At 61.5% G+C, this 19845-nt stretch carries 17 protein-coding genes and 1 tRNA gene; 10 read left to right on the top strand and 8 right to left on the bottom strand.

The annotated features are described in order from the left end of the window. Positions 1-1908, bottom strand: a 1908-nt coding sequence (locus tag G3N59_RS31450; RefSeq protein WP_205986745.1) for a methyl-accepting chemotaxis protein, incomplete at its 3' end; no start/stop codon positions are given. Between the two features lie 112 nt (positions 1909-2020). Further along, positions 2021-3208, bottom strand: a complete 1188-nt coding sequence (locus tag G3N59_RS31445; protein ID WP_205986744.1) for a retroviral-like aspartic protease family protein — start codon at positions 3206-3208, stop codon at positions 2021-2023. Between the two features lie 285 nt (positions 3209-3493). On the opposite strand from G3N59_RS31445, the gene G3N59_RS31440 reads away from it, so the two are divergent. Further along, complete coding sequence (locus G3N59_RS31440; RefSeq protein ID WP_205986743.1) at positions 3494-4033, top strand: DUF4232 domain-containing protein; 540 nt, start codon at positions 3494-3496, stop codon at positions 4031-4033. Positions 4034-4051: 18 nt separating this feature from the next. Here G3N59_RS31440 and G3N59_RS31435 read toward each other — a convergent pair whose 3' ends face one another. Both G3N59_RS31435 and G3N59_RS31430 read right to left on the bottom strand, forming a co-directional pair. Beyond that, entirely contained in the window at positions 4052-4777 is a 726-nt protein-coding gene (locus G3N59_RS31435) for a DUF3142 domain-containing protein (protein ID WP_205986753.1), read from the bottom strand. 2 nt (positions 4778-4779) lie between these two features. Beyond that, entirely contained in the window at positions 4780-6963 is a 2184-nt protein-coding gene (locus tag G3N59_RS31430) for a hypothetical protein (RefSeq protein ID WP_205986742.1), read from the bottom strand. A gap of 246 nt (positions 6964-7209) precedes the next feature. Here G3N59_RS31430 and G3N59_RS31425 point away from each other — a divergent pair, with 246 nt between their 5' ends. Continuing rightward, on the top strand, positions 7210-8088 hold the full coding sequence (locus tag G3N59_RS31425) for a Ku protein (RefSeq protein WP_205986741.1): 879 nt from the start codon (positions 7210-7212) through the stop codon (positions 8086-8088). Between the two features lie 29 nt (positions 8089-8117). Continuing rightward, a complete protein-coding gene (gene ligD / locus G3N59_RS31420) occupies positions 8118-10673 on the top strand; it encodes a DNA ligase D (RefSeq protein WP_205986740.1) in 2556 nt (851 codons plus the stop codon). Between the two features lie 27 nt (positions 10674-10700). Here ligD and G3N59_RS31415 read toward each other — a convergent pair whose 3' ends face one another. Further along, the gene (locus G3N59_RS31415) at positions 10701-11171 is read right to left on the bottom strand and encodes an Lrp/AsnC family transcriptional regulator (protein WP_205986752.1); all 471 of its coding nucleotides are present in this window, start codon (positions 11169-11171) and stop codon (positions 10701-10703) included. 120 nt (positions 11172-11291) lie between these two features. Here G3N59_RS31415 and G3N59_RS31410 point away from each other — a divergent pair, with 120 nt between their 5' ends. The 5 genes from G3N59_RS31410 (at position 11292) to G3N59_RS31390 (ending at position 13748) form a co-directional block, all read left to right on the top strand. Beyond that, the gene (locus G3N59_RS31410) at positions 11292-12023 is read left to right on the top strand and encodes an AzlC family ABC transporter permease (RefSeq protein ID WP_205986739.1); all 732 of its coding nucleotides are present in this window, start codon (positions 11292-11294) and stop codon (positions 12021-12023) included. Continuing rightward, positions 12016-12324, top strand: coding sequence for an AzlD family protein (locus tag G3N59_RS31405; protein WP_205986738.1), 309 nt, complete (start codon positions 12016-12018; stop codon positions 12322-12324). Before G3N59_RS31410 ends, G3N59_RS31405 begins: the two co-directional genes overlap by 8 nt. A gap of 44 nt (positions 12325-12368) precedes the next feature. Further along, a complete protein-coding gene (locus G3N59_RS31400) occupies positions 12369-13184 on the top strand; it encodes an alpha/beta hydrolase (RefSeq protein WP_205986737.1) in 816 nt (271 codons plus the stop codon). 118 nt (positions 13185-13302) lie between these two features. Continuing rightward, a tRNA-Leu gene (locus tag G3N59_RS31395) sits at positions 13303-13387 on the top strand. Positions 13388-13478: 91 nt separating this feature from the next. Then, on the top strand, positions 13479-13748 hold the full coding sequence (locus G3N59_RS31390) for a hypothetical protein (protein WP_241024499.1): 270 nt from the start codon (positions 13479-13481) through the stop codon (positions 13746-13748). 95 nt (positions 13749-13843) lie between these two features. Here the strand turns inward: G3N59_RS31390 and G3N59_RS31385 are convergent, their stop codons facing one another. Together G3N59_RS31385 and G3N59_RS31380 are read right to left on the bottom strand one after the other, a co-directional pair. Next, positions 13844-14161 (bottom strand): hypothetical protein, encoded by a 318-nt coding sequence (locus tag G3N59_RS31385; RefSeq protein ID WP_205986735.1) that lies wholly within the window; start codon positions 14159-14161, stop codon positions 13844-13846. 230 nt (positions 14162-14391) lie between these two features. Continuing rightward, positions 14392-15810: an aldehyde dehydrogenase family protein gene (locus tag G3N59_RS31380; protein ID WP_205986751.1), complete on the bottom strand. Its 1419-nt coding sequence runs from the start codon at positions 15808-15810 to the stop codon at positions 14392-14394. Between the two features lie 100 nt (positions 15811-15910). Between G3N59_RS31380 and G3N59_RS31375 the strand changes: the two genes are divergently transcribed. After that, positions 15911-16858 (top strand): LysR family transcriptional regulator, encoded by a 948-nt coding sequence (locus G3N59_RS31375; RefSeq protein WP_205986734.1) that lies wholly within the window; start codon positions 15911-15913, stop codon positions 16856-16858. 364 nt (positions 16859-17222) lie between these two features. Here the strand turns inward: G3N59_RS31375 and G3N59_RS31370 are convergent, their stop codons facing one another. Next, entirely contained in the window at positions 17223-18116 is an 894-nt protein-coding gene (locus G3N59_RS31370) for a LysR family transcriptional regulator (RefSeq protein WP_205986733.1), read from the bottom strand. A gap of 353 nt (positions 18117-18469) precedes the next feature. Between G3N59_RS31370 and G3N59_RS31365 the strand changes: the two genes are divergently transcribed. Next, a complete protein-coding gene (locus G3N59_RS31365; protein ID WP_205986732.1) occupies positions 18470-19810 on the top strand; it encodes a cation:dicarboxylase symporter family transporter in 1341 nt (446 codons plus the stop codon). Positions 19811-19845: the final 35 nt, after the last annotated feature.

Below are 19845 nucleotides of genomic sequence, written 5' to 3'. Positions count from 1 at the left end.
GATGCGTTCGACCAGACCCGCCATGTCGCCGAGCACCAGCGTGAATTCTTCGGTCGTCTCGCGCAGATCCTGCATATCGGCGAGTTGCAGCCAGCGCGGCGGGCGCGCGAGCAGGCGGAACACCGCCACCAGCCGGTCCAGTTCGGCGGCCTGCTGTTTGAGGCTTTCCGCCGCCGCCGCGCTTTCTTCCACCAGCGCCGCGTTCTGCTCCACGCTCGCCGACGTAATCTCGCTCATCATCGTGCTCACGCCCTGCACCTGCGAGACCACGTCGCCCATCACGCGGCCCGCATCGGCGACCAGGCGCGAACCGGCATCGACCGTGCCTGCGCTGTGCTCGATCAGCGCCTTGATTTCCTTGGCGGCCTGCGCGCTGCGCTGCGCGAGATTCCGCACTTCCGAGGCCACCACGGCGAAGCCGCGCCCCTGTTCCCCGGCGCGTGCGGCTTCCACGGCCGCGTTGAGCGCGAGGATATTGGTCTGGAACGCAATGCTGTCGATCACGACGATGATCTCGGAAATTTTGCGCGACGCGGTGCTGATCTGCTCCATCGTGCTCACCACCTGGCCGACCACTTCGCCGCCTTGCGCCGCAGCCGTGGAGGCCGTGCTCGCCATCTGCGCGGCGGTGCGGGCCGTGTCGGTGTTGTTCTTCACGGCGGCGGTGATTTCTTCCATCGATGCCGCCGTGCGTTCGAGATTGCTCGCCTGTTCCTCGGTGCGCTGGCTGAGATCGGCGTTGCCCATGGCGATCTGCGTGGAGCCGATCGCGATCGACGTGGACGAAGCGCGCACGCGGCGCACGAGCGTGCCCATCGACGCCACGAAGCGGTTGAAGGCATCGGCGAGCTGGCCGACTTCGTCGCCGGTTTCGACGGTCATCTGGCGCGTGAGATCGCCCTGGCCATCGGCGATTTCGGCGAGCAGCATGGCGGCGCGGCGCACCGGCGCGGCAATCGCGCGGCCCACCAGCAGAATCACGCCGAGCGCCGCGGCAAGACCCACCACGGCGGCGATCAGCGTGGCGGTGCGAATCGTGCGCTCGAACGGGCCGAGCAGTTCCGCCTGCGGCACCTCGACCACCACGTACGCGTTCAACTCGGGAATCAGCGAGGTGGCGATGTAGCGCGTGCCGCCGGGCGCGGGGTAGCTCATCGACGTGTAAGTCTTGCCGCCGAGCAGCGCAGCGGCCGTATCGGCGGGCATGCCGGGCATGTCCTTGAGGAAGTGTTTGCCGTCCACGAGGGCGGTATCGCGATGCATCATGATCGTGCCGTCCGGGTGCACGAGATACGCAAAACCCGTCTGGCCGATCTTGTAGCTGGAAATGCCGGCGGCGAGCGCATCGACGGACAGCGCCATGCCCGCGACGCTGTTCGAGCTGTTATCCGCGCCCTGCACGCGGGCGTTGATGAACATCATGTAGCCGCCGACGGCGACATCGCGGTCCATATTCACTTCGTACGGCTTGCCGGTGGCGAGAAAGGCCTTGAGCCAGCCGTCCTGCTCGCCGATCTTGCGTTGCAGGCCCGCTTCCGTGTAGTAGTTGCCGGTTTTCGCCGAAATCCACTGCACGCTGGCGGCTTTTTCCTCCGCCTTGATATTGGCGGCGAGGCGCGTCCAGCTGGCCGCGCCGGTTTCGGGCTCGCCATCGGCTTCCCATTGCTGCAGGAAGGGATTGAGCGCGATGGCGCGCGCGGCCGTGATCGGGCCGGCGAGCTGGCGCTGGACATCGGCGCGGATGCCGTTGACGGCGGTGGGCAGTTCGTCGTTCACGACGCGCTCGCGCACGGTGTCGCCGATCAGCCAGATACTCAGCCCGCTCGAAATGCCGATAAAAATCAGCAGGCAGGTGGTCATGCTCAGAACCAGCTTGTTCTGGATGGAAAGTTTGCGCCAGATGGACATGAAAGTTTTTTGTCAGCGATGGAGAGAGGGCCCGTGCTGACGTTATCGGACGATTTGCGCCGAAACTTCATGTGAGGAAGCAAATAACGCTTATCAGGCTGGGGCGGGCGTGTTATGGCCCCATGTGTGCCAGCGGGGAATTCAGCGGCACCATGCCGTTTGGCGGCGGCTGTAGCCGCGATTGCTGCACGATGGTCGGATAGCTTCGATAGGTCATATGCGAGTGGCTGGAGAACTGCGCAATGGGGCCAGGTTTTGGCTCGCCGTCTTGATTGATGATGGCAGTGTCGTGTTCAGTACCCGATGAATTGGCCCAATCGGCTGGCTCAGGATAGTGCAGGGTTCGGGCGGCAAGTTGGGGCGTTTCGAGTTGCATGAATACCCAGCCGGTTGAATAGGAAAGCCACACGCGGCGCCACTTCAGGAAATCCATGCCGAGCAGCATATCGGTCGGGAACGATGTATTGCTGACCTGGAAATCGACGTTCTGGTACTGGCGTGAGCCGATTTGCACCGTGTCGAAGCGATGTACGTAGGCGGACAACGCGGTGTTGTTAATGCCGAAGCCGGTTCGCAGCGGGTCCTGAGCGAGCGCGGTCGGGTCCAGTCCGACGTGCATTGCGCCGTTCGGGCTGACTAGCGATGGCACTGCGCCGGTATCGAGGATCGCCAGTATCGGTCGATGATTGAGCGCCATTTGCATAACGAAACGATGGGTGCGCGTGTAAATCGGAGAATAACTATCGTATTCGCCTTGCCAGGGCGCGAATCGGCCAAGACAGTTTTGCGCCGAATAGAGTGTCATGGTGCGATGGGGAAAATCGAGTTCGACGTCGTAACGGGACAGCACGTTTGCGCCTAACACGCCTGCGGGCTGCACGCCGTTGCGTGCCACGAAGGCGTGAACGCCAATGCCTGGCACCTGCAGATCGCTCCATTGCGCAGTGCCGAGTTTCAGCGAGGCGAGTACGCGCGGATTAAGCGGTGCAGCTTGTGAACCGAGGCCGTTGATGGTCTCCTCAGTCGAGGTGTCGTAAGGAAGATTGAGCGCATCGGCCGCTTCGGGCGTCAGTGCGGTTTTCTCTGCGCTGGTATCGACGTACAACGGGCGTTCGATGCCGTTGAGTTCGACGTTGACGAGATAATGGCCGTTGCTTTCGATCAGCGGCAGCGTGGCGTCGGCGTGCAACTCGCACGTGTTAGCGCTGGACGTATTGGTTTGCTGTGCAAAAGCGAACGACGTAAAGCCGGTTGCACTCATTGCGCCGAGTGCAGCTATCAGGCGGACTGAAATGGTCATTTCGAAGTGCTTGGATTTCGAAGGGTGGAATACACCCTAAGTATTTTCCGCACTGGCGAACGAAACTGTGTGATCGATCGATGTGATGTGATCGCCGTCAAATACCGTTCGGACATTTGCGCGCGCAACGATCTTTATTTCAAACCTTAAATCGGTATAAGGGAAATTGTCGAGTGCTTGTCAGGAATATGAAATGCGCAAAGACGTAAAGAGTCAGCGTGTAGCTTTCCATTACAATCGATTCGACTGGCTGACGCCCGAAGGCGAAAAGAGGAGCGATTGACTATGACCAGATTGAAGTTCAGCAAAGCACATTTCGTGAGCCTGCTGCTGGTTGCGGCCGCATCGTTTCAAGGCGCGAACGCCTACGCCCAATCCACACCATGCCAGCCGCGCCAACTCGCACTGAGTCTTGACGATGGCGGCGGCGATTTCAACGGCATGTCGCATGGCGGCACGTATGTGATGTTGCGCAATCGCAGCGCCGTTGCGTGTTCGATTCCCGCGCGGCCTGGGATTACGTTTCTCGATGCGCACAAACACCCGCTACGTGCCGCCTTGCAAGCCATGCCCGGCATGCATCCCGGGCCGGTTTTGCTGCCGCTCGTGATTCCCCCGCAGGCGACGGTCAAAACCAGCCTGCGCTGGGTAACGGGCGACGTGTTCGACGATACGCAGTGCATCGACACGGCATATTTACGCATTGCCATTGGCAATGGCGCCGTGAGTGCACCGTTACGCGCGCACCTGTGTGGCCCGCGCGCGCAAGGCCCGCAATATCAGTTCGTGCCCTTCCAACCCAAACGTCCGCCCACCGATGGTTAAGTTGCGCGACGCTGCGATTCAAGGGTTGCGCAGAAACACCACATAACCGCGAAACCACGGATTCGCCGCGAGATAGTCCGGCGCATCCCACGTACCGCCTTCGATCAAGCCGATGCGAAATGGCAATTGCAGGCGCGCCACTCGCGGCAGATACGCATCGTAACGCGTGATCGTGTGGCGGCCCTGATAGGTCTGCACCACCACTTCATCGACGATCTGCTTGAGCTGGTTGACCTGACTCGCGTCGATACGGCTGCTCCAGTCGAGCAGCCCGGTGATGCTCAACCGGCAATCGGCGGGCAGTGTTTTGCGCAGCGTGAGCAGGAAATCAAGGTAGTCCTGAAGATGCAACGTGCGCGCATCGAAGTCGATCTGAATGCCCACGACTTCATGCCCCGAGCGATGTCCCCACGCACGCCAGCGCGCGAGCTGGGCCAGCATGATCTGCGTGATGCGCGGCGTCCAGTGCAGCGTATGCGCGCGATACGCCAGCCAGATTTGCGCGTGCGGCGCGTTGGGTGTCGCCGCGCCCTGGGCGATGAAGCGGACCTGCGATTCATCGCCGGGCGCGGCTTCGATCTGGCCTTGCAGCACGTAGATCGTGCGCGCATCGTGCACGACGGCCTGTGACTTCACGCCAGCCCATAGCCAGAACGCGTCGTATTGCGCGGCATCGACCGTGCTGGCCGATGCCGATGCCATCTGCGCGCACGCCAGCAGGGCCGCGCAGAATGCGCGCTTCACGTTCACCAGTAATACTTGAGCGACTGCGCCCATTGGCTCGACGGATACGTGGTTTTAAGCAGGGTGAACCAGCGCTTGCGCGTACTCTTCGGCAACTTGTTGCCGCCGCATTCGCTATATCCGCCCGGTGCAAAGCAGTTGATCGCCCGATACAGCGCATAGGCGCGGTCGTTGGCGCTGGCCTGCGAATTGCCGATCACGCTCTGATAGCTCGTCATGCGCTGATACGGCGAACCCTGAAACTCCGACGGCTTGCTGCCCAGCGTTGTAGTGTCCGCGGACGGATTGGGCGGTTCGAGCTCATAGGTATTCTCGCCGAGGCCGCTCGCTGGCGGATGGTTGCGCGCGAACTCCGCGAGACAGTTCAGGCCCTTCGGGTCGTTGGGATTCATCTGCAGCGTCGCGGCGATGTCGCGCGCCGACGGGCACGTATAGCCGTCGTCGTTCTTCGCGCCGGGCAGCGTGAACGGCTTGAGCGCATCGTTCGGCGTAGCGGGCATCAGCGCGAGATCGGCGAGGAAATCGGCATATCGGCTGCGCGTGAATTCCTTGTAGAGCAGCGTGTAGAGCGCGATATCGCGCAGCGCGCCGCTCGTGGCCTTGTTTTGCGCCTGTGCGCGCAACAGGTCGGCGTTCGCTGCGTGTTGCAGCATCATCGAGCGTAGCGCGGCGTTCTGGATGGGCGAATCGTCGGCGAAGGCGCGATTGACCAGATTGGCCTGCTCCAGATTGATTGCGAGCGCGAGTTCGAGCGCTTCGCGCTGGAGGCGCAGTTTGGCCAGCGCAATCAGATCGCTCCAGAGTTGGCGCGCCTTATCGGCCTGACCGTTGTCTTCGAGCGCGAATGCACGCAGCGTCTGCTGGCTCAGCGCGAAATAGCCGAGCGGGGCATCCGCTGCGAGCGGCGCGTCGGGCAGCAGCGCGAGCGCCTGATCCGGCTTGTGATCGACATAGACGTGATAGGTGGCGAGCAGATAGTCGTACAGCGACGGGTTGCTGGCAAAGAGCGGCTTTTGCGTCTGCAATTCGTCGAGCGTGATGGGCTTGAGTTGCGTCGAATCGAAACTCCCATTCGCACGCATGCGCATCAGATCGACGATGGCGAGAACGCTAGGCGACTTCACTTTCGTTGCATCGGCATTGTTCAAAACCAGCTTGCTGTCGAGTTCGTTGGCGAGCTGCATGAGCGGGACGTTTGACGCGTCGGGTGCCCAGCGTGCGAAGGCGCGCGCGTAGCCGTCGGCCTGCTGTACGGAATTGCCGCCGAGCCACGCCAGGCGACGCTGCAGACCTTGCGCCGAGTCGGCGTATTGGCCGCCCGGATAGACCTTCAGATAGGTGCTGAAGACCGTTTGCGCGGCGTTGAGCGAAACTTGAATAACCTTGCTGCGGTCGATGTTGCTATCCGATCCGAATGCGTTGGCCTGCGCGGCATTGAGTTGCGCGCGGCCCGTCATGTAGAGCGAGGCTTCGCGCAACCACGGATCGGTGCTGTGCGAGGCGCTGGCGAAGGACTTCGTCGCGGTGAAGAAATCGTATCGATAAAACGCGTTGGCGCCGTCCAGATAGGTGGCGAACTGCTGGCCCAGCGCGCTCTTCAGGCCCGTGGGTTTGTGCCAGTCGCCTGCGCTGCTGGTGTTGTTGCCGTTGCCATTGCCGCTGTCGCTCGCCGGGCACGCCTGGGCGAGATCGCTGCGTGCAGCGCGCAGACGTGCGGCTTCGTCGGCCGGCAAGCCTTTCGCGGCGCTCAAGGCGTCGTTGAAATCCGCGCTGCCCGATTCGATGCTGCGGCAGATGTTGCCTTCGCCGTCGGCATAGGTCGAACTGGCGTTGTCATCGCTGCTGCCGCCCTGCTGGCCGATATTGATCCAGCCCGAGTAGTCGTAAAGAAACGGCACCACGAGTGAATTCGTACGATCGGCTGCGGGAATTTTCTTCGGGTCCGGCAGCGTCTGCGAAAGCCGTTTGCTGTCGGCCATCAGTAGCATCGCGTTCATACGCGTGTCGTTGCCTGGGCTGAGAATCGGCAGGCCGCCGCAGGCATAGCTGGGCTGGCGTAGTGCGGCGCCGGGATAGCAGCCCGAGTCGCCGCTCGCGTGCGCGGCCGTGGCGGTCAGCAGCGGGAGCAGGCTGGCGAGCAGTCTGGCGATGGGGTGTCGAGGCAGCAACGGAGTTCTGGACGTCATGCGTGTGCAGGTGTGAGGTCGACGAAGGAATGAGCGGACGATTCTCGATCAGGTTGCACCGAGCGCGCTTGCCCAATAGGCATTTATTTGATGCGTTTCAATGTGTCGCCGAATGTGGCACCAAAATCGGCGCCACGTACTATAGCCAAAGCGCGCGCGTTGCGTTTGCCGCGCGTACGCAGGCATCGCGTTTGCTCCACGATCGTTCCCTGCACGGGCAGGCAATCCAGCGGAAGGAGAGCGATCATGCCGCGAGCGATCTGGAAAGGCGCTATCAGTTTCGGGCTGGTCTACGTGCCGGTCGAACTCGTGCCCGCCACGCAGAGCGAGCACACGGGTTTCAATCTGCTGGAGCGCCGCAGCTTCGACCCGATCGGCTATCGTCAGATCAACAAGCGCACCGGCAAGGCCGTGGAGCGCGACGATATCGTGCGCGGCTACGAGTACGAGAAAGGCGCATACGTTGTGATCTCGGACGAAGAAATTCGCGCGGCCAGCGCCGAAGCCACGCAGACCGTCGATATCCTCGCGTTTATCGACGCCTCGCAACTCTCGTTCGTCTACCTCGATACGCCGTACTGGCTCACGCCCGACCGGCGCGCGGGCAAGACCTATGCGCTGCTGCGCGATGCGCTGGCGGCCAGCGGCAAGATCGGCATTGCCAATGTGGTGATGCATAGCAAGCAGCATCTCGCGGCGGTGATCGCGGCGGGGCCGGCGCTGGCATTGCAGACCTTGCGCTGGTCCACGGAAGTGCGCGAATTCGAGGACGTTCAAGCCTTGCCGAAGAGCGCAAAGAGCGAAGGCGTGAGCGCGCGCGAGTTGCAGATGGCGCGCAAACTGATCGACGATCTGACCACCGACTGGCAGCCCGACGCGTATCGCGACACCTTCCGCGATGCGATTCTCGAACTGGCCGAACGCAAGGTGAGCGAAGGCAAGGCGCATGAAGTCACGCGCGTGCAGGCGCCTGCGCAGAAGGCGCGTAGCGCCGATATCGTCGATCTAACCGAATTGCTCAAGCGCAGCCTGGGCAAGCGCAAAGGCACGGCGCGCGATGACGATGCAGCAGGCAGCGGCACGCCGCGTAAAACGGCGAGCCGTCGCGGCAAGCGTGCGGCCTAGCGCTCTGAAGCCGTCTGGAGTCAATGCACATGCCGACTCGCGCGAATCTCAAGGATTACGAATCAAAGCGCCGGTTCGATAAAACACCGGAGCCTGCGGCCAAGGCGAAACGCGCGGCGCGCGGTGGAAAACGCAAAAGCGCGAGCGCCGGTTCGTTCGTGATCCAGCGTCACGATGCGCGGCATCTGCATTACGATTTCCGCCTCGAACTGGATGGCGCGCTCAAGTCCTGGGCCGTGCCTAAAGGGCCGAGTCTCGATCCCGGCGTCAAGCGTCTTGCCGTGCACGTGGAGGATCATCCGCTCGAATATCGGCAATTCGAAGGCCGCATTCCCGAAGGCAGTTATGGCGCGGGGACCGTCGAAATCTGGGATCACGGCACGTGGAAGCCGGAAGGCGGCATGCGCGCCGCGCGCGAAGCTTATGCGCATGGCAAGCTGGCTTTTACGCTCGACGGCGAAAAACTGCATGGCGGCTGGGCGCTGGTGCGCAGCTCGATGGGCGATGCGAAGCACGATAACTGGCTGCTCATCAAACAGCGCGACGATGAAGCAGTGCCCGAAGATGCCTTCCATGTGACCGACGATAAGGCGGCGAGTGTAAAGCGCAAGCGTGCAGAACCCAGGCGCGCTCGCCGCACAAAAGCCGCTACCTCGCGCGCCGACCTCGCATCGCTGGAAGGTGTCGTTCGCGCTGCACTCCCGGCCACGTTTTCGCCTCAACTCGCCACGCCCGCCAGCGCGCCACCGGGAAAAGACGGCTGGCTCTACGAACTCAAATTCGACGGCTATCGCGTGCTGGTCCGCATCGAACACAATGCGCGCGGCAAATCCGACGTGCGCATCTTCACGCGTTCCGGTCACGACTGGACCGCGAAATTCCCGCAGCAGGCAGCGGCGCTGCGCACGCTGAAGCTGGAATCCGCATGGCTGGACGGCGAGGCCGTAGTGCTCGATAAAGCCGGCGTGCCCGATTTCCAGGCGCTGCAAAACGCCTTCGATGAAGGCAGCAGCGACGCCATCGCCATCTGGTTCTTCGATCTGCCGTGGCTCGACGGCTTCGATCTGCGCAAGGTGCCGCTGGAATCGCGCCGCTCGCAGCTTCAGGCCTTGCTGGCGGATAGCCCGCACGAAGCGCTGCGATTCTCCGAAGCCTTCGCGGGCGATCCCGATGCGCTCTTGCAAGCCGCGTGCGAAGCGAATCTCGAAGGGCTGGTCGCCAAGCGTGCGGGCAGCGCCTATACATCGACGCGCAGTCCATCGTGGCTCAAATTGCGCTGCTCGCGGCGCCAGGAATTCGTGATCGGCGGCTATACGGAGCCCGAGGGCAGCCGCGTGGGTTTCGGCGCGCTGTTGCTGGGCGTTTATGGCGACGATGGCGCGCTGCTTTACGCCGGACGTGTTGGCACGGGTTTCGACAGCGCGCGCCTCAAGACGTTGGCGCGCGCCTTGCGCGAGCGCGAACGCAAGACTTCGCCATTCGATGCCGTGCCGTCGGCAGAGCGTCGTGCCGGCGTGCATTGGGTGCGCCCCGAACTCGTGGCCGAAGTGCGCTTCAAGACCTGGACCAGCGCGGGCGTGGTGCGCCAGGCGTCGTTCGTCGGCCTGCGCGACGACAAGCCGCCGAAGTCGATCATGCGCGAAGCGCAGTCGCCGCCGGTGCAAAAGAAGGCGCGCACCGTAAAAGGAGAAACCGAAGTGGCGGGCATACGCATCACTCACCCGGAACGCGTGATCGACGAAAGCAGTGGATTGCGCAAGATCGACCTCGTGCATTACTTTGAAGCGGTCGCGCAATGGTTGCTGCCGCAGCTACAGAAACGGCCGGTGGCGCTGGTGCGCGCGCCTTCGGGCGTGAGCGGCGAACTGTTCTTTCAGAAGCACGCGAACAAGCTCGAGATTGCGCACGCCACGCAGCACGCGGGGCTCGATGAAGGTCACGCGCCGCTGTTGACCCTCGATAGCGTCGATGCCCTCGTGGGCGCGGCGCAGATGGACACGATCGAATTGCATACGTGGAATGCGCTTGTCACGAGCATCGAAAAGCCCGATCGCCTGATCTTCGACCTTGACCCCGACCCGAAGCTCGGTTGGGACCGCATGATCGAAGCGGCGCAACTGACGCGCGAACTGCTCGACGCTTTAGGCCTGCGTGCATGGGTTAAAACGAGCGGCGGCAAGGGCCTGCATGTGGTCGTGCCGCTCGCGCGCCACGCGCAATGGGACGAGGCAAAGGATTTTGCGCGTGCGGTGGCGGTGCATATGGCGGCGACCTTGCCCGATCGATTCAGCGCGAAAATGGGCCCGAAAAACCGCACGGGCCGCATTTTCGTGGACTATTTGCGCAATGGCCGGGGCGCAACTGCGATTGCCGCGTATGCGCCGCGCGCGCGGCCGGGGCTGGGCGTTTCAGTGCCGATCACATGGGAAGAGTTGGAAGCGGGCAACGTGCAAAGCGGCGCGCAATGGACCGTCGCGAATCTGCACGAACGCCTGAAAGCGCTACACGACGATCCATGGCAAGACTACGACGCCGCGAAACAGCGCATTACCATGGCAATGCGAAAACAATTGAACGCCGATTAAACCGGCCGCTTTCGCTCACGCTTCCACTCACATCGGAATTTCAGACGTGAGTTTGATTTTCTGCATCGGAATATCGGTTTTCACGCTTTGTACGCCGGGAATACGCGTCAGATATTCCATCAGGAAGCGGCGATATTCGTCGAGATCGGCGGCCACGATACGCAGCAGAAAATCACAATCGCCGGCCATCAGGTGACATTCCACCACGTCGGGGAAATGGCGCACCGCTTCGGCGAAACTGTCGACCGTATGCGCGTCCTGGCCCTTGAGCCAGACGCGCGCGAACACGGTCAGCGCCTTGCCCACCTTGGCCGGATCGAGCACGGCCACGTATTTTTCGATCACGCCCGCATCTTCCAGAAGACGCACGCGGCGCAGGCACGGCGAGGGCGAAAGCCCCACCTGCTGGGCCAGGTCGACGTTCTGCAAACGGCCGTCGCGCTGCAGGGCGTTGAGAATGCGCCGGTCGATGGCGTCGAGCTTCGGATGGCTTTCCATGTCGATATTCTGCTGATTCGTGGCATTGAATGCCAAATTCTCGCGCCTGTATGGCCACAACGCAACCCGATTCGAACGCATTCGGCAGAAAATATCGCCTTTGCAGGAATTGTAATTATCATGAGCAGTGTGCCTACCTCTGCCGCTTCCACGCGGCGTTCCATCGATACTTCCGAAGTCGCGCGCGGCATGCGTGCAGCCTTGCCCATCATGATGGGCTTCATTCCGTTTGCTCTGGTGCTGGGCGCGCAGGCCGCGCAAAAGGGCCTGAGCAATCTCGAAGTGCCGCTGATGACCGGCGTGAATTTCGCCGGCGGTTCCGAATTCACGGCGGTGCGTCTGTGGACTTCGCCGCCGCATATCGCGCTGATCGTCGCGATGTCGTTTCTCGTCAATGCGCGCCATATTCTGATGGGCGCGGCCTTCGCGCAATACATCCGCCACGTGCCGCTGCGCCGCGCGTTGCCCGCGCTCTTTCTGATGTGCGACGAAAGCTGGGCAATGGCGATGGCCGATGCCCGCACTAACGGCGCCGGACGCGTGAGCATGGCCTATTACATGGGCGTCGCCATCAATCTGTGGCTCACGTGGGTATCGTTCACGGCGCTGGGCGCGGTGCTCGGTCCTGTGCTCGGCGACGTGCAGCGTTATGGCTTCGACATGGCGTTTACCGCGGTTTTTCTCGTGCTGCTCAAGGGCATGTGGAAGGGCGCGCGCGCGAGTCTGCCGTGGCTCGTGAGCCTCGCGGCTGCGGGCGTGACCTACCTTTACGTGCCGGGCGCCTGGTATGTGGCGGTCGGGGCGTGCGCGGGCCTTGTGACGGCCGTTCTGCGGGAGCCGGCCCGTGCTTGAAGGATCGACGCTCGCTACGCTGGCGACCATCTTCCTGATGGCCGCAACCACTTACCTCACGCGCATCATCGGCTATGTGGCCTTGCGCGACCGCACGTTGAGCCCGCGTATGCGCGCCGTGATGGAAAATGTGCCGGGCTGTGTGCTGATTTCGGTGATCGCGCCCGCGTTCGTCTCGCGTGATCCCGCCGATCTCGTGGCGCTCGCCATCACGCTGTTCGCCGCGACGCGCTTCTCCTTGCTGCCGACGGTGCTGATCGGCGTGGCGGCAACCGGCATACTGAGGCACTTGCTCGGCTGAACGCTTCGGCCGCTTCCACTTCGCAGCAGAACGACCGCATAACAATGAACGAGACAAGCGCTTTCACGCAGGACCATTGGATCGCGGGCCCCACGGGCAAGCTGTTCGCGCGTAGCTGGCAGGCCGATGGCGAATCTAATGGCGCCGATTCCACGCGTGCACCCATCGTGCTGCTGCACGATTCGCTCGGTTGCGTGACGCTATGGGGCGCCTTTCCCCAGACGCTTGCGCGCGCAACGAAACGCCGCGTGATCGCCTACGATCGCGCGGGTTTTGGCGTATCGGATGCGCGTGCGGATCGACTCGCAGCACACTTCGTGAGCGACGAGGCCGCACGCTTTTTCCCCGCGCTGTGCGAGCAGTTAGGGATCGAGCGTTTTATCGCGTTCGGCCATAGCGTGGGCGGCGGCATGGCGGTCGAATGTGCGGCTCGTCATGCGGGGCAGTGCGTGGCGCTCGTGACCGAAGCGGCGCAGACCTTTGTGGAAGATCGCACGCTGGCCGGCATTCGTGCTGCGCGCGAGCAGTTCCGCGATCCCACGCAATTCGCACGGCTGGCGCGCTATCACGGCGACAAGACGCAATGGGTGCTCGATGCGTGGATCGATACCTGGCTCTCACCGGAATTTGCCGACTGGTCGCTCGATACGGTGCTGCCACGCGTGTCGTGCCCCACGCTCGCGATTCACGGCAGTCTCGACGAATACGGCACGCGCGTGCATCCCGAACGGATCGCGGCGAGCGTAAGCGGTCCTGCACGGGCCGCGATCATGGAAGGCGTGCGGCACGTCCCGCACCGCGAGCAGGAAGCGCAGGTCGCGGCGATGGTGGCCGATTTCCTGCAGCCGCTCGCGCATTGATCGCGCACGCGAACGCTTCGCAACGTAGCGACTTTTCAGGCCTTTTTCACACGCCTGAAAAAATTTTCGATATTGCTCTTCAAAAATTCGAAAAGTCTCGATACAATGCCGATCCCTTGCCGACGTGGTGAAATTGGTAGACACGCTATCTTGAGGGGGTAGTGGCGAAAGCTGTGCGAGTTCGAGTCTCGCCGTCGGCACCAAGGATATGGAAACCCGCAAAAGCGTCATGCTTTCGCGGGTTTTTTCATGGGCGCGCGAATCGCGCACCAGGCGCCAGGCACGGAGTACAAGTTGGGCAGGAAAAAGAGTGCGGAGAAGTTGAAGGTCGTCGCGGTTCGCGTCGATCCGTCCATCGAACGTCGATTGCGGCTGCTCGCGGAAACAAGCGGCCGCAAGCCTTCGTATTTCCTGCAGCAACTGATTGAAGGCGGTCTGGGCGCACTGGAAGACGCCTGGCTGCCTGCGGATGTGCTCGCACAGGTGCGAGCGGGCACCGTGCCCGAGCCGTCCGGTTCGCCATCCGAGCCGGATCTGTTCGGCGATATGGCGTCTGAGGATTGATGGGTTTTGCCGCGCATTGCCTGAATCAGACTCCCGCTTCACGAATCGAAGCGGGAGCCGGGTCGATCTGCGCTAATTGACCTGCAATTGACCTGTTAATTGACCTTGTTGGCCTGCTCCTTCGCCAGCAGACGTTGCGCCTGCATATCGCCGCGATTGGCTTCCTGCGCAGTCTGAACGGATGTTTCCGTGGCTTCGGCCAGCGCCGCGCGTGCCGCGTTGCTGATCTTGACCGAATACGATGCCGACGACGTGCTTTGCGTCGCGGACGTGCCGCTTTGCGATTGCGTGGCGCTCGACGTCTGGTTCGCGGCGCTGGTTTGCGCGGACTGGCCGCTGCTGGTTGTGCCGGTGGTATTCGTTGCCGCTACATTGGCGCTATTGAGCGGGCTGGAGACCGATTGAATGGCCATCAAATTTTCCCCTTTATATCTATTGAAGCACGGTGTTGTGATGCGATGCCGGAATACGGCACGTGCTTTATCGGCGCTAATCTAAATACGCTTTAGCAGTATATTTTTTGTAACAGCGACGGTACTTAAGCAATAGATAAGGCTGGTATCAATCGGTCCGATTAAATAACAATCCTGAATAACAACGACTGTCGTTCAGTATCTGCAAACGCTTTTGCAAGTGATTGTGCTTATCCGCCCAGAACCGATTTAGGCTCCAGAAATGCCTCCAGCCCGAAGCGTCCATATTCGCGTCCGATACCCGATTGCTTGAAGCCGCCAAACGGCGCGGCCGGTTCGTGTGCGAGTGTGTTGATCAGCACGCGGCCGGCGTCGATGCGCGCGGCAACGGCACGTGCGCGTTCCACATCGGGCGAACAGATATAGGCCTGCAATCCATAGGGCGTATCGTTGGCAATCGCAATGGCGTCTTCAGTGTCGCGATACGCGATGATCGAAAGGACCGGCCCGAAGATTTCTTCCCGCGCAATCGTCATGTCGTTGCGCACGTCGCTAAAGAGCGTGGGGCGCACGAACCATCCGCGTTCCACGCCCGATGGCCGTCCCTCTCCGCCCGCGAGCAGACGCGCGCCTTCTTCGATCCCAACGCGGATATAACGCTGCACGCGCTCCCATTGTTTCTGGCTCACCATCGGTCCGATGCTCGTATGCGGATCGTGCGGGTCGCCCGATTGAAACTCTGCAATAGCTTCAACAATCTTCGCCTCGAATTCAGCGAGACGTGATTGCGGCACCAGAATACGCGTACCGGCAATGCAGGCCTGTCCGCTATTCATGAATCCCGCCTGCAACGCGAGTGGAACGACATCGTCGAAATTTGCATCGTCGAGCACGATCACCGGCGATTTGCCGCCCAATTCCAGCGTCACGCGCTTGAGCGTTTGCGCGCCCGCGCTGAGAATCGCCTTGCCCACAGCGGTCGATCCCGTGAACGACAGTTTCGCGACATCGGGATGCGTGCAGATTTCCGCGCCCACGATATCGCCGCGACCGGTGACGATATTGAATACGCCCTTGGGCAAGCCCGCTTCGTGCAGCGCTTCGGTGACGATGCGCGTTTGCATCGCGCTCATCTCGCTCGGCTTGATCACGGCCGTGCAGCCTGCCGCCAGCGCCGCCGCGAGTTTGCCGCAGATAAAGCCCGCGTCGCTGTTCCAGGGCGTGATCAGGCCCGCCACGCCCAGCGGTTGCATGACGACGTCCGCCGTGCCCGCGCGACTCACGAACGAATACGCTTCGAGCGTATCGGCGGCCTGCTGCAGCACGTCGCTCGCGTGGCGCGCCATCCAGCGGCCGCGCGACACCGGCGCGCCGTATTCCTCGACGATCGCTTCGAACAACGCGTCTTCCTTCGCCAGCACGGCTGCGTGCAGGCGTCTGAGCAGGGCGACGCGCGCGGCTTTATCGGTGCACGAAAAAGCGGGGAAAGCGCGTTTTGCGGCGGCGATGGCGGCGCGCGCGTCTTCGGCATCGGCGAGGCGCACGCGACCGATCACCTGCTCGGTGGACGGATTGAAGAGATCGAAATATTCGCTGCCGTGCGGCACCACGAAGGCGCCGTCGATATAGATGTGCTCGATGATCTGCATGGTCTTGAAGTGAATGCGTTGTCCAGATCGCAAGATAGGCCGATGCGATTGACCTGACTAGCCGTACAATCCGGGACGACGTATTGAGGAATCCAGGACAATGAAAACCTCGGGATTGAGCGAGCTGGAAGCCGTGCTGGCCGTGGCGCGCAGGCGCAGCTTTCGCGCGGCGGCCGACGAGTTGAGCGTTTCGACATCGGCGTTGAGTCATGCGGTGGCGGCGCTCGAAGCGCGTATCGGCGTGCGGCTCTTCAACCGGACGACGCGCAGCGTGTCGCTTTCGGAAGCGGGCGCGCAGTTCGTGCAGACCGTGGCGCCGGCGCTCGCCACTATCCAGAGCGCGTTCGACCAGGCCGGGAGCTTTCGCGACACGCCTTCGGGCACGCTGCGCATCAACACTTCGGCGGGCGCGGCGCGGCAGGTCATGCCGGTTTTTATCGCCTTTCTGAAGCGCTTTCCCGAGATGAAGCTCGACATCGTCACGGAAGGGCGCTTGATCGATATCGTCGTCGAAGGTTTCGATGCGGGCATCCGGCTCATCGAAACCGTGCCGCAGGACATGATCGCAGTGCCGTTCGGCGATCGTCAGCGTTTCGCCGTGGTCGGGAGTCCAGAGTATTTTTCGCGCCATAAGCCGCCGCGCACGCCCGCCGATCTCGCGCAGCATCGCTGCATACGCAGCCGCATGCCGAGCGGCGCGATCTATCAATGGGAATTCGAAAAGCGAGGCGAAGTCGTGCGCGTCGACGGCGAAGGCGCGCTCACGCTCGACGAACCTCATCTGATGCTGGAGGCCGCCCGCGCGGGTCTCGGGCTGACCTATCTGACCGAGTGGAACGTCCACGCCGATCTCGCGGCCGGCGCGCTCGTGCGCGTGCTCGAAGACTGGACGCCGGCGCTGGACGGGCTCTGCCTCTACTATCCCGGCCGCCGTCACACGCCCGCTGGCTTGCGCGCCTTGATCGAGATGATCCGCGAGCATGCCGAATCGCGTCGCCCGCGCGTGGCGAGGCGGGCAGGACGCGGCAAGGCGAAGCCGCGTGCCTGAGGCTGGCGGCCGGTCAAAGTCGCAAAGGACGTCTCAGCGCGCGTCATCGCGTCTCGATCGCCGTTGTCGCGTGCCACGATTATTGAAAAACCCTCACTTGATTTTATTGGGTTTTTTCAACGGCACCGTCACGACGAGGACGAAGCTGTGACGTAAAAAGTGAAAAAACGCACGGTCTGTGCCAACGAATGTGGAAAATTCCGAGGGCTCGCGCTCAGTCGCCCAAGTCAACCGCGCGGACCGGGTTCGGCCAGTTTCCGCCATTTGCCAGTCGATTCGCCAGACACTCGAATGTCCGTGTTTGGCTCCAAAGCGGAACTCCACCATATCTGCGGGAAAACACGGGAAAATTCGACGCGCGTGCTCATCGGGCGTCGGGTAACCGCCTATCCAGTTGTTCGGCAAACTTCTCCGCGGCGATCGGCAGAGTCCTCCCTCTAAGCTGACCAAGCACAACACGTAGTGGGTCGATGTCGTGATCACTGATCGGCAGTGCGCAGATCCTCTCATCCGTCGGCGGCACGCCACTCTGCGGCAGAAATGCGACGGCAGCTTCTCTTACAACGAAGCTGCGCAGAAACTCCAGCGAATCCGATTCGACGACGATTTCAGCCTGTAACTTCAGGCGCCAGGTGGCCTCGTCCAGAAGTGTACGAATCGCAAGTGTTTGGCGTGGCAACGCCACCGGAAACCTGAGACAGTCGCGCAGCCGAGTCGACTTCGACTCGAGGAGCGGATGTCCCTTGCTTACGACTGCGCAAAGAGGTTGATGTTTGACGAACAGCTCCTGCACGTCGGCAGAAGCCGGCGGATCGATCAACAGCGCGAGATCCGCCTCGTAGTTCGCGAGCGCACTGATTCCCATCACGTTGTCACGGACATCCAGCGAGAACGTTACCTGCGGGAAATCTGCGCGATATTTCGCGATCTCGTCAGGGAGTACGTTGTCGATGAATGCCTGCGAGCAAGCCACGGTTACGTGCCCGCGACGAAGACCCGCGAGATCGGAGAGTTCCGCCTGCAGTCGCTCGAAGTCGGCGTTTTGATCGCGGATGTGACGCAGGAGTAGTTCGCCGGCCGCATTCAGACGCATACCCTGCGGCAATCGCTCGAAGACAGATGCTCCCAGCTCATCCTCAAAGTCCTGGATCTTGCGCGTCAATGCAGACGGCGTGATGTGCAAATGATCAGCAGCCCTGCGAATGGAGCCCCGACGCGCGACTTCCGCGATAAATCGATAGATCTGCAGATGCCTCATCGTCTTGCCCTTGCGCGTTATGTTGCTGACCACGCATCAGGGTATCAGAAATGATCACATAAATTGCATCCCCATTTTCATTCAAGACTGCATCTTTCGCGCCCGCAACGTATCCAAGAAAAAGCGCATATATAAGCCTCCTTTGTGTGTAGGCGACCGCGGCAATGTCGCCAGATTGCATGCGACGGACAGTGACCTCTTGTTGCTATTCCAGCAACGCCCCGTTCATTATCAAGCACTGGACTGCAACATAACCGGCTCCTATATTTTTGCGTAACCCGTTGCAACGAGCCGTTCATGCACACGGGAAAACTGCCCGTTGCGCAGACATCGGGCTGCAAAAAAGGAGACATATGAGCATCTCAGTACACAAGGCCGATACACCGCCGGCGCGCCGCACGATACGCATCGGGCTCGCCTGGCAGATCGTGATCGGTATGATCATCGGGATTCTCGTCGGCGTCACCCTGAGCAGGCACCCGGACCTCCGCAGCGCGGCAATCAAGGACTATATTCAGCCGGCAGGCGACCTGTTTATCAAGCTGATCAAGATGGTGGTCGTGCCGATCGTCTTCACCAGCATGGTGGTCGGTATCGCGGGCGTGGGCGACGGAAAGTCTCTGGGACGAATCGGACTCAAAACGATCGTCTATTTTGAAGTCGTCACCACGATCGCGATCGTGGTCGGCCTTCTCTTCGGCAATCTGCTCCAGCCAGGCGTCGGCACCGATATCTCGCAACTCGGCCATGCGGACATAGCAGGCATCCAGCACACCGCGACACTTGCTGGCGAGCATCACGGATTCATGCATCTGGTTCTCGGCATCATTCCCGAGAACATCCTTGCGTCGATGGCGCGAGGTGATCTGCTGCCTGTACTGTTTTTCTCGGTCCTGTTTGGGTTAGCGCTACAAAGCGTACCGAAGGATCTCCGGCAACCCGTTGTCGACATGCTGCGCGGCGTCTCCGACGCGATGTTCAAAGTCACCGGCATCGTAATGCGATATGCCCCGATCGGTGTGGCGGCCCTGATCGCGGTCACGGTAGCCAACTTCGGCTTTGCATCGTTGCTGCCATTGATGAAACTCCTCGGGGTCGCCTATCTCGCGATAGTCGCCTTCACAATCGTTGTCCTCGGTGTGGCCGCACGCGTATTCGGATTCAACATCTTTACGCTCCTGCGCATCATCAGAAGCGAACTGCTGATCGCTTTCACCACGTGCAGTTCAGCCACCGTACTGCCTCAACTCATGAAGAAGATGGAGGACTACGGCGCTCCGAAGGCAATCACAACGTTCGTCATTCCAACGGGATATGTGTTCAACCTCGATGGCGCGTCCGTCTACCTCGGCATCGGCACGCTTTTCGTTGCTCAGCTCTACGGTGTGCACCTTGGCCTGCAGGAGCAGATCGTTCTGGTCCTGACGATGGTGATCACATCGAAGGGCGCCGCAGGTGTCCCCGGATTCATGTTCGTCATTCTCCTCGCCACCTTGTCGAGCGCCGGTCTACCGCTCGAAGGTCTTGCACTCATTGCGGGCATCGACCGGTTCATGGATATGGGCCGCACAGCACTGAACGTAGTCGGCAACGCGTTGGCCGCGTTGGTTATTGCCAGATGGGAAGGTCAATACGACCATCAGAAAGGCCAGGCCTATCTGAGGCAAATCAGCGACATCGAGCAGCCGTCCTGAAACTATCTGCTGTCCTACCTAATTGAATACCAAGC

It is taken from the genome of Paraburkholderia sp. Ac-20340 (genome assembly GCF_017104965.1).
Lineage (GTDB): Bacteria > Pseudomonadota > Gammaproteobacteria > Burkholderiales > Burkholderiaceae > Paraburkholderia.
The sequence above is the reverse complement of the archived record's forward strand: the minus strand, read 5'-3'. Positions and strand labels throughout refer to the sequence as shown.

Coding starts and splice junctions, on each gene's coding strand:
- G3N59_RS31375 (WP_205986734.1), top strand. CDS start 15,911: ATGAAAACCTCGGGATTGAGCGAGCTGGAAGCCGTGCTGGCCGTGGCG.
- G3N59_RS31425 (WP_205986741.1), top strand. CDS start 7,210: ATGCCGCGAGCGATCTGGAAAGGCGCTATCAGTTTCGGGCTGGTCTAC.
- G3N59_RS31385 (WP_205986735.1), bottom strand. CDS start 14,161: ATGGCCATTCAATCGGTCTCCAGCCCGCTCAATAGCGCCAATGTAGCG.
- G3N59_RS31370 (WP_205986733.1), bottom strand. CDS start 18,116: ATGAGGCATCTGCAGATCTATCGATTTATCGCGGAAGTCGCGCGTCGG.
- G3N59_RS31380 (WP_205986751.1), bottom strand. CDS start 15,810: ATGCAGATCATCGAGCACATCTATATCGACGGCGCCTTCGTGGTGCCG.
- G3N59_RS31440 (WP_205986743.1), top strand. CDS start 3,494: ATGACCAGATTGAAGTTCAGCAAAGCACATTTCGTGAGCCTGCTGCTG.
- G3N59_RS31445 (WP_205986744.1), bottom strand. CDS start 3,208: ATGACCATTTCAGTCCGCCTGATAGCTGCACTCGGCGCAATGAGTGCA.
- G3N59_RS31430 (WP_205986742.1), bottom strand. CDS start 6,963: ATGACGTCCAGAACTCCGTTGCTGCCTCGACACCCCATCGCCAGACTG.
- G3N59_RS31410 (WP_205986739.1), top strand. CDS start 11,292: ATGAGCAGTGTGCCTACCTCTGCCGCTTCCACGCGGCGTTCCATCGAT.
- G3N59_RS31365 (WP_205986732.1), top strand. CDS start 18,470: ATGAGCATCTCAGTACACAAGGCCGATACACCGCCGGCGCGCCGCACG.
- ligD (WP_205986740.1), top strand. CDS start 8,118: ATGCCGACTCGCGCGAATCTCAAGGATTACGAATCAAAGCGCCGGTTC.
- G3N59_RS31400 (WP_205986737.1), top strand. CDS start 12,369: ATGAACGAGACAAGCGCTTTCACGCAGGACCATTGGATCGCGGGCCCC.
- G3N59_RS31415 (WP_205986752.1), bottom strand. CDS start 11,171: ATGGAAAGCCATCCGAAGCTCGACGCCATCGACCGGCGCATTCTCAAC.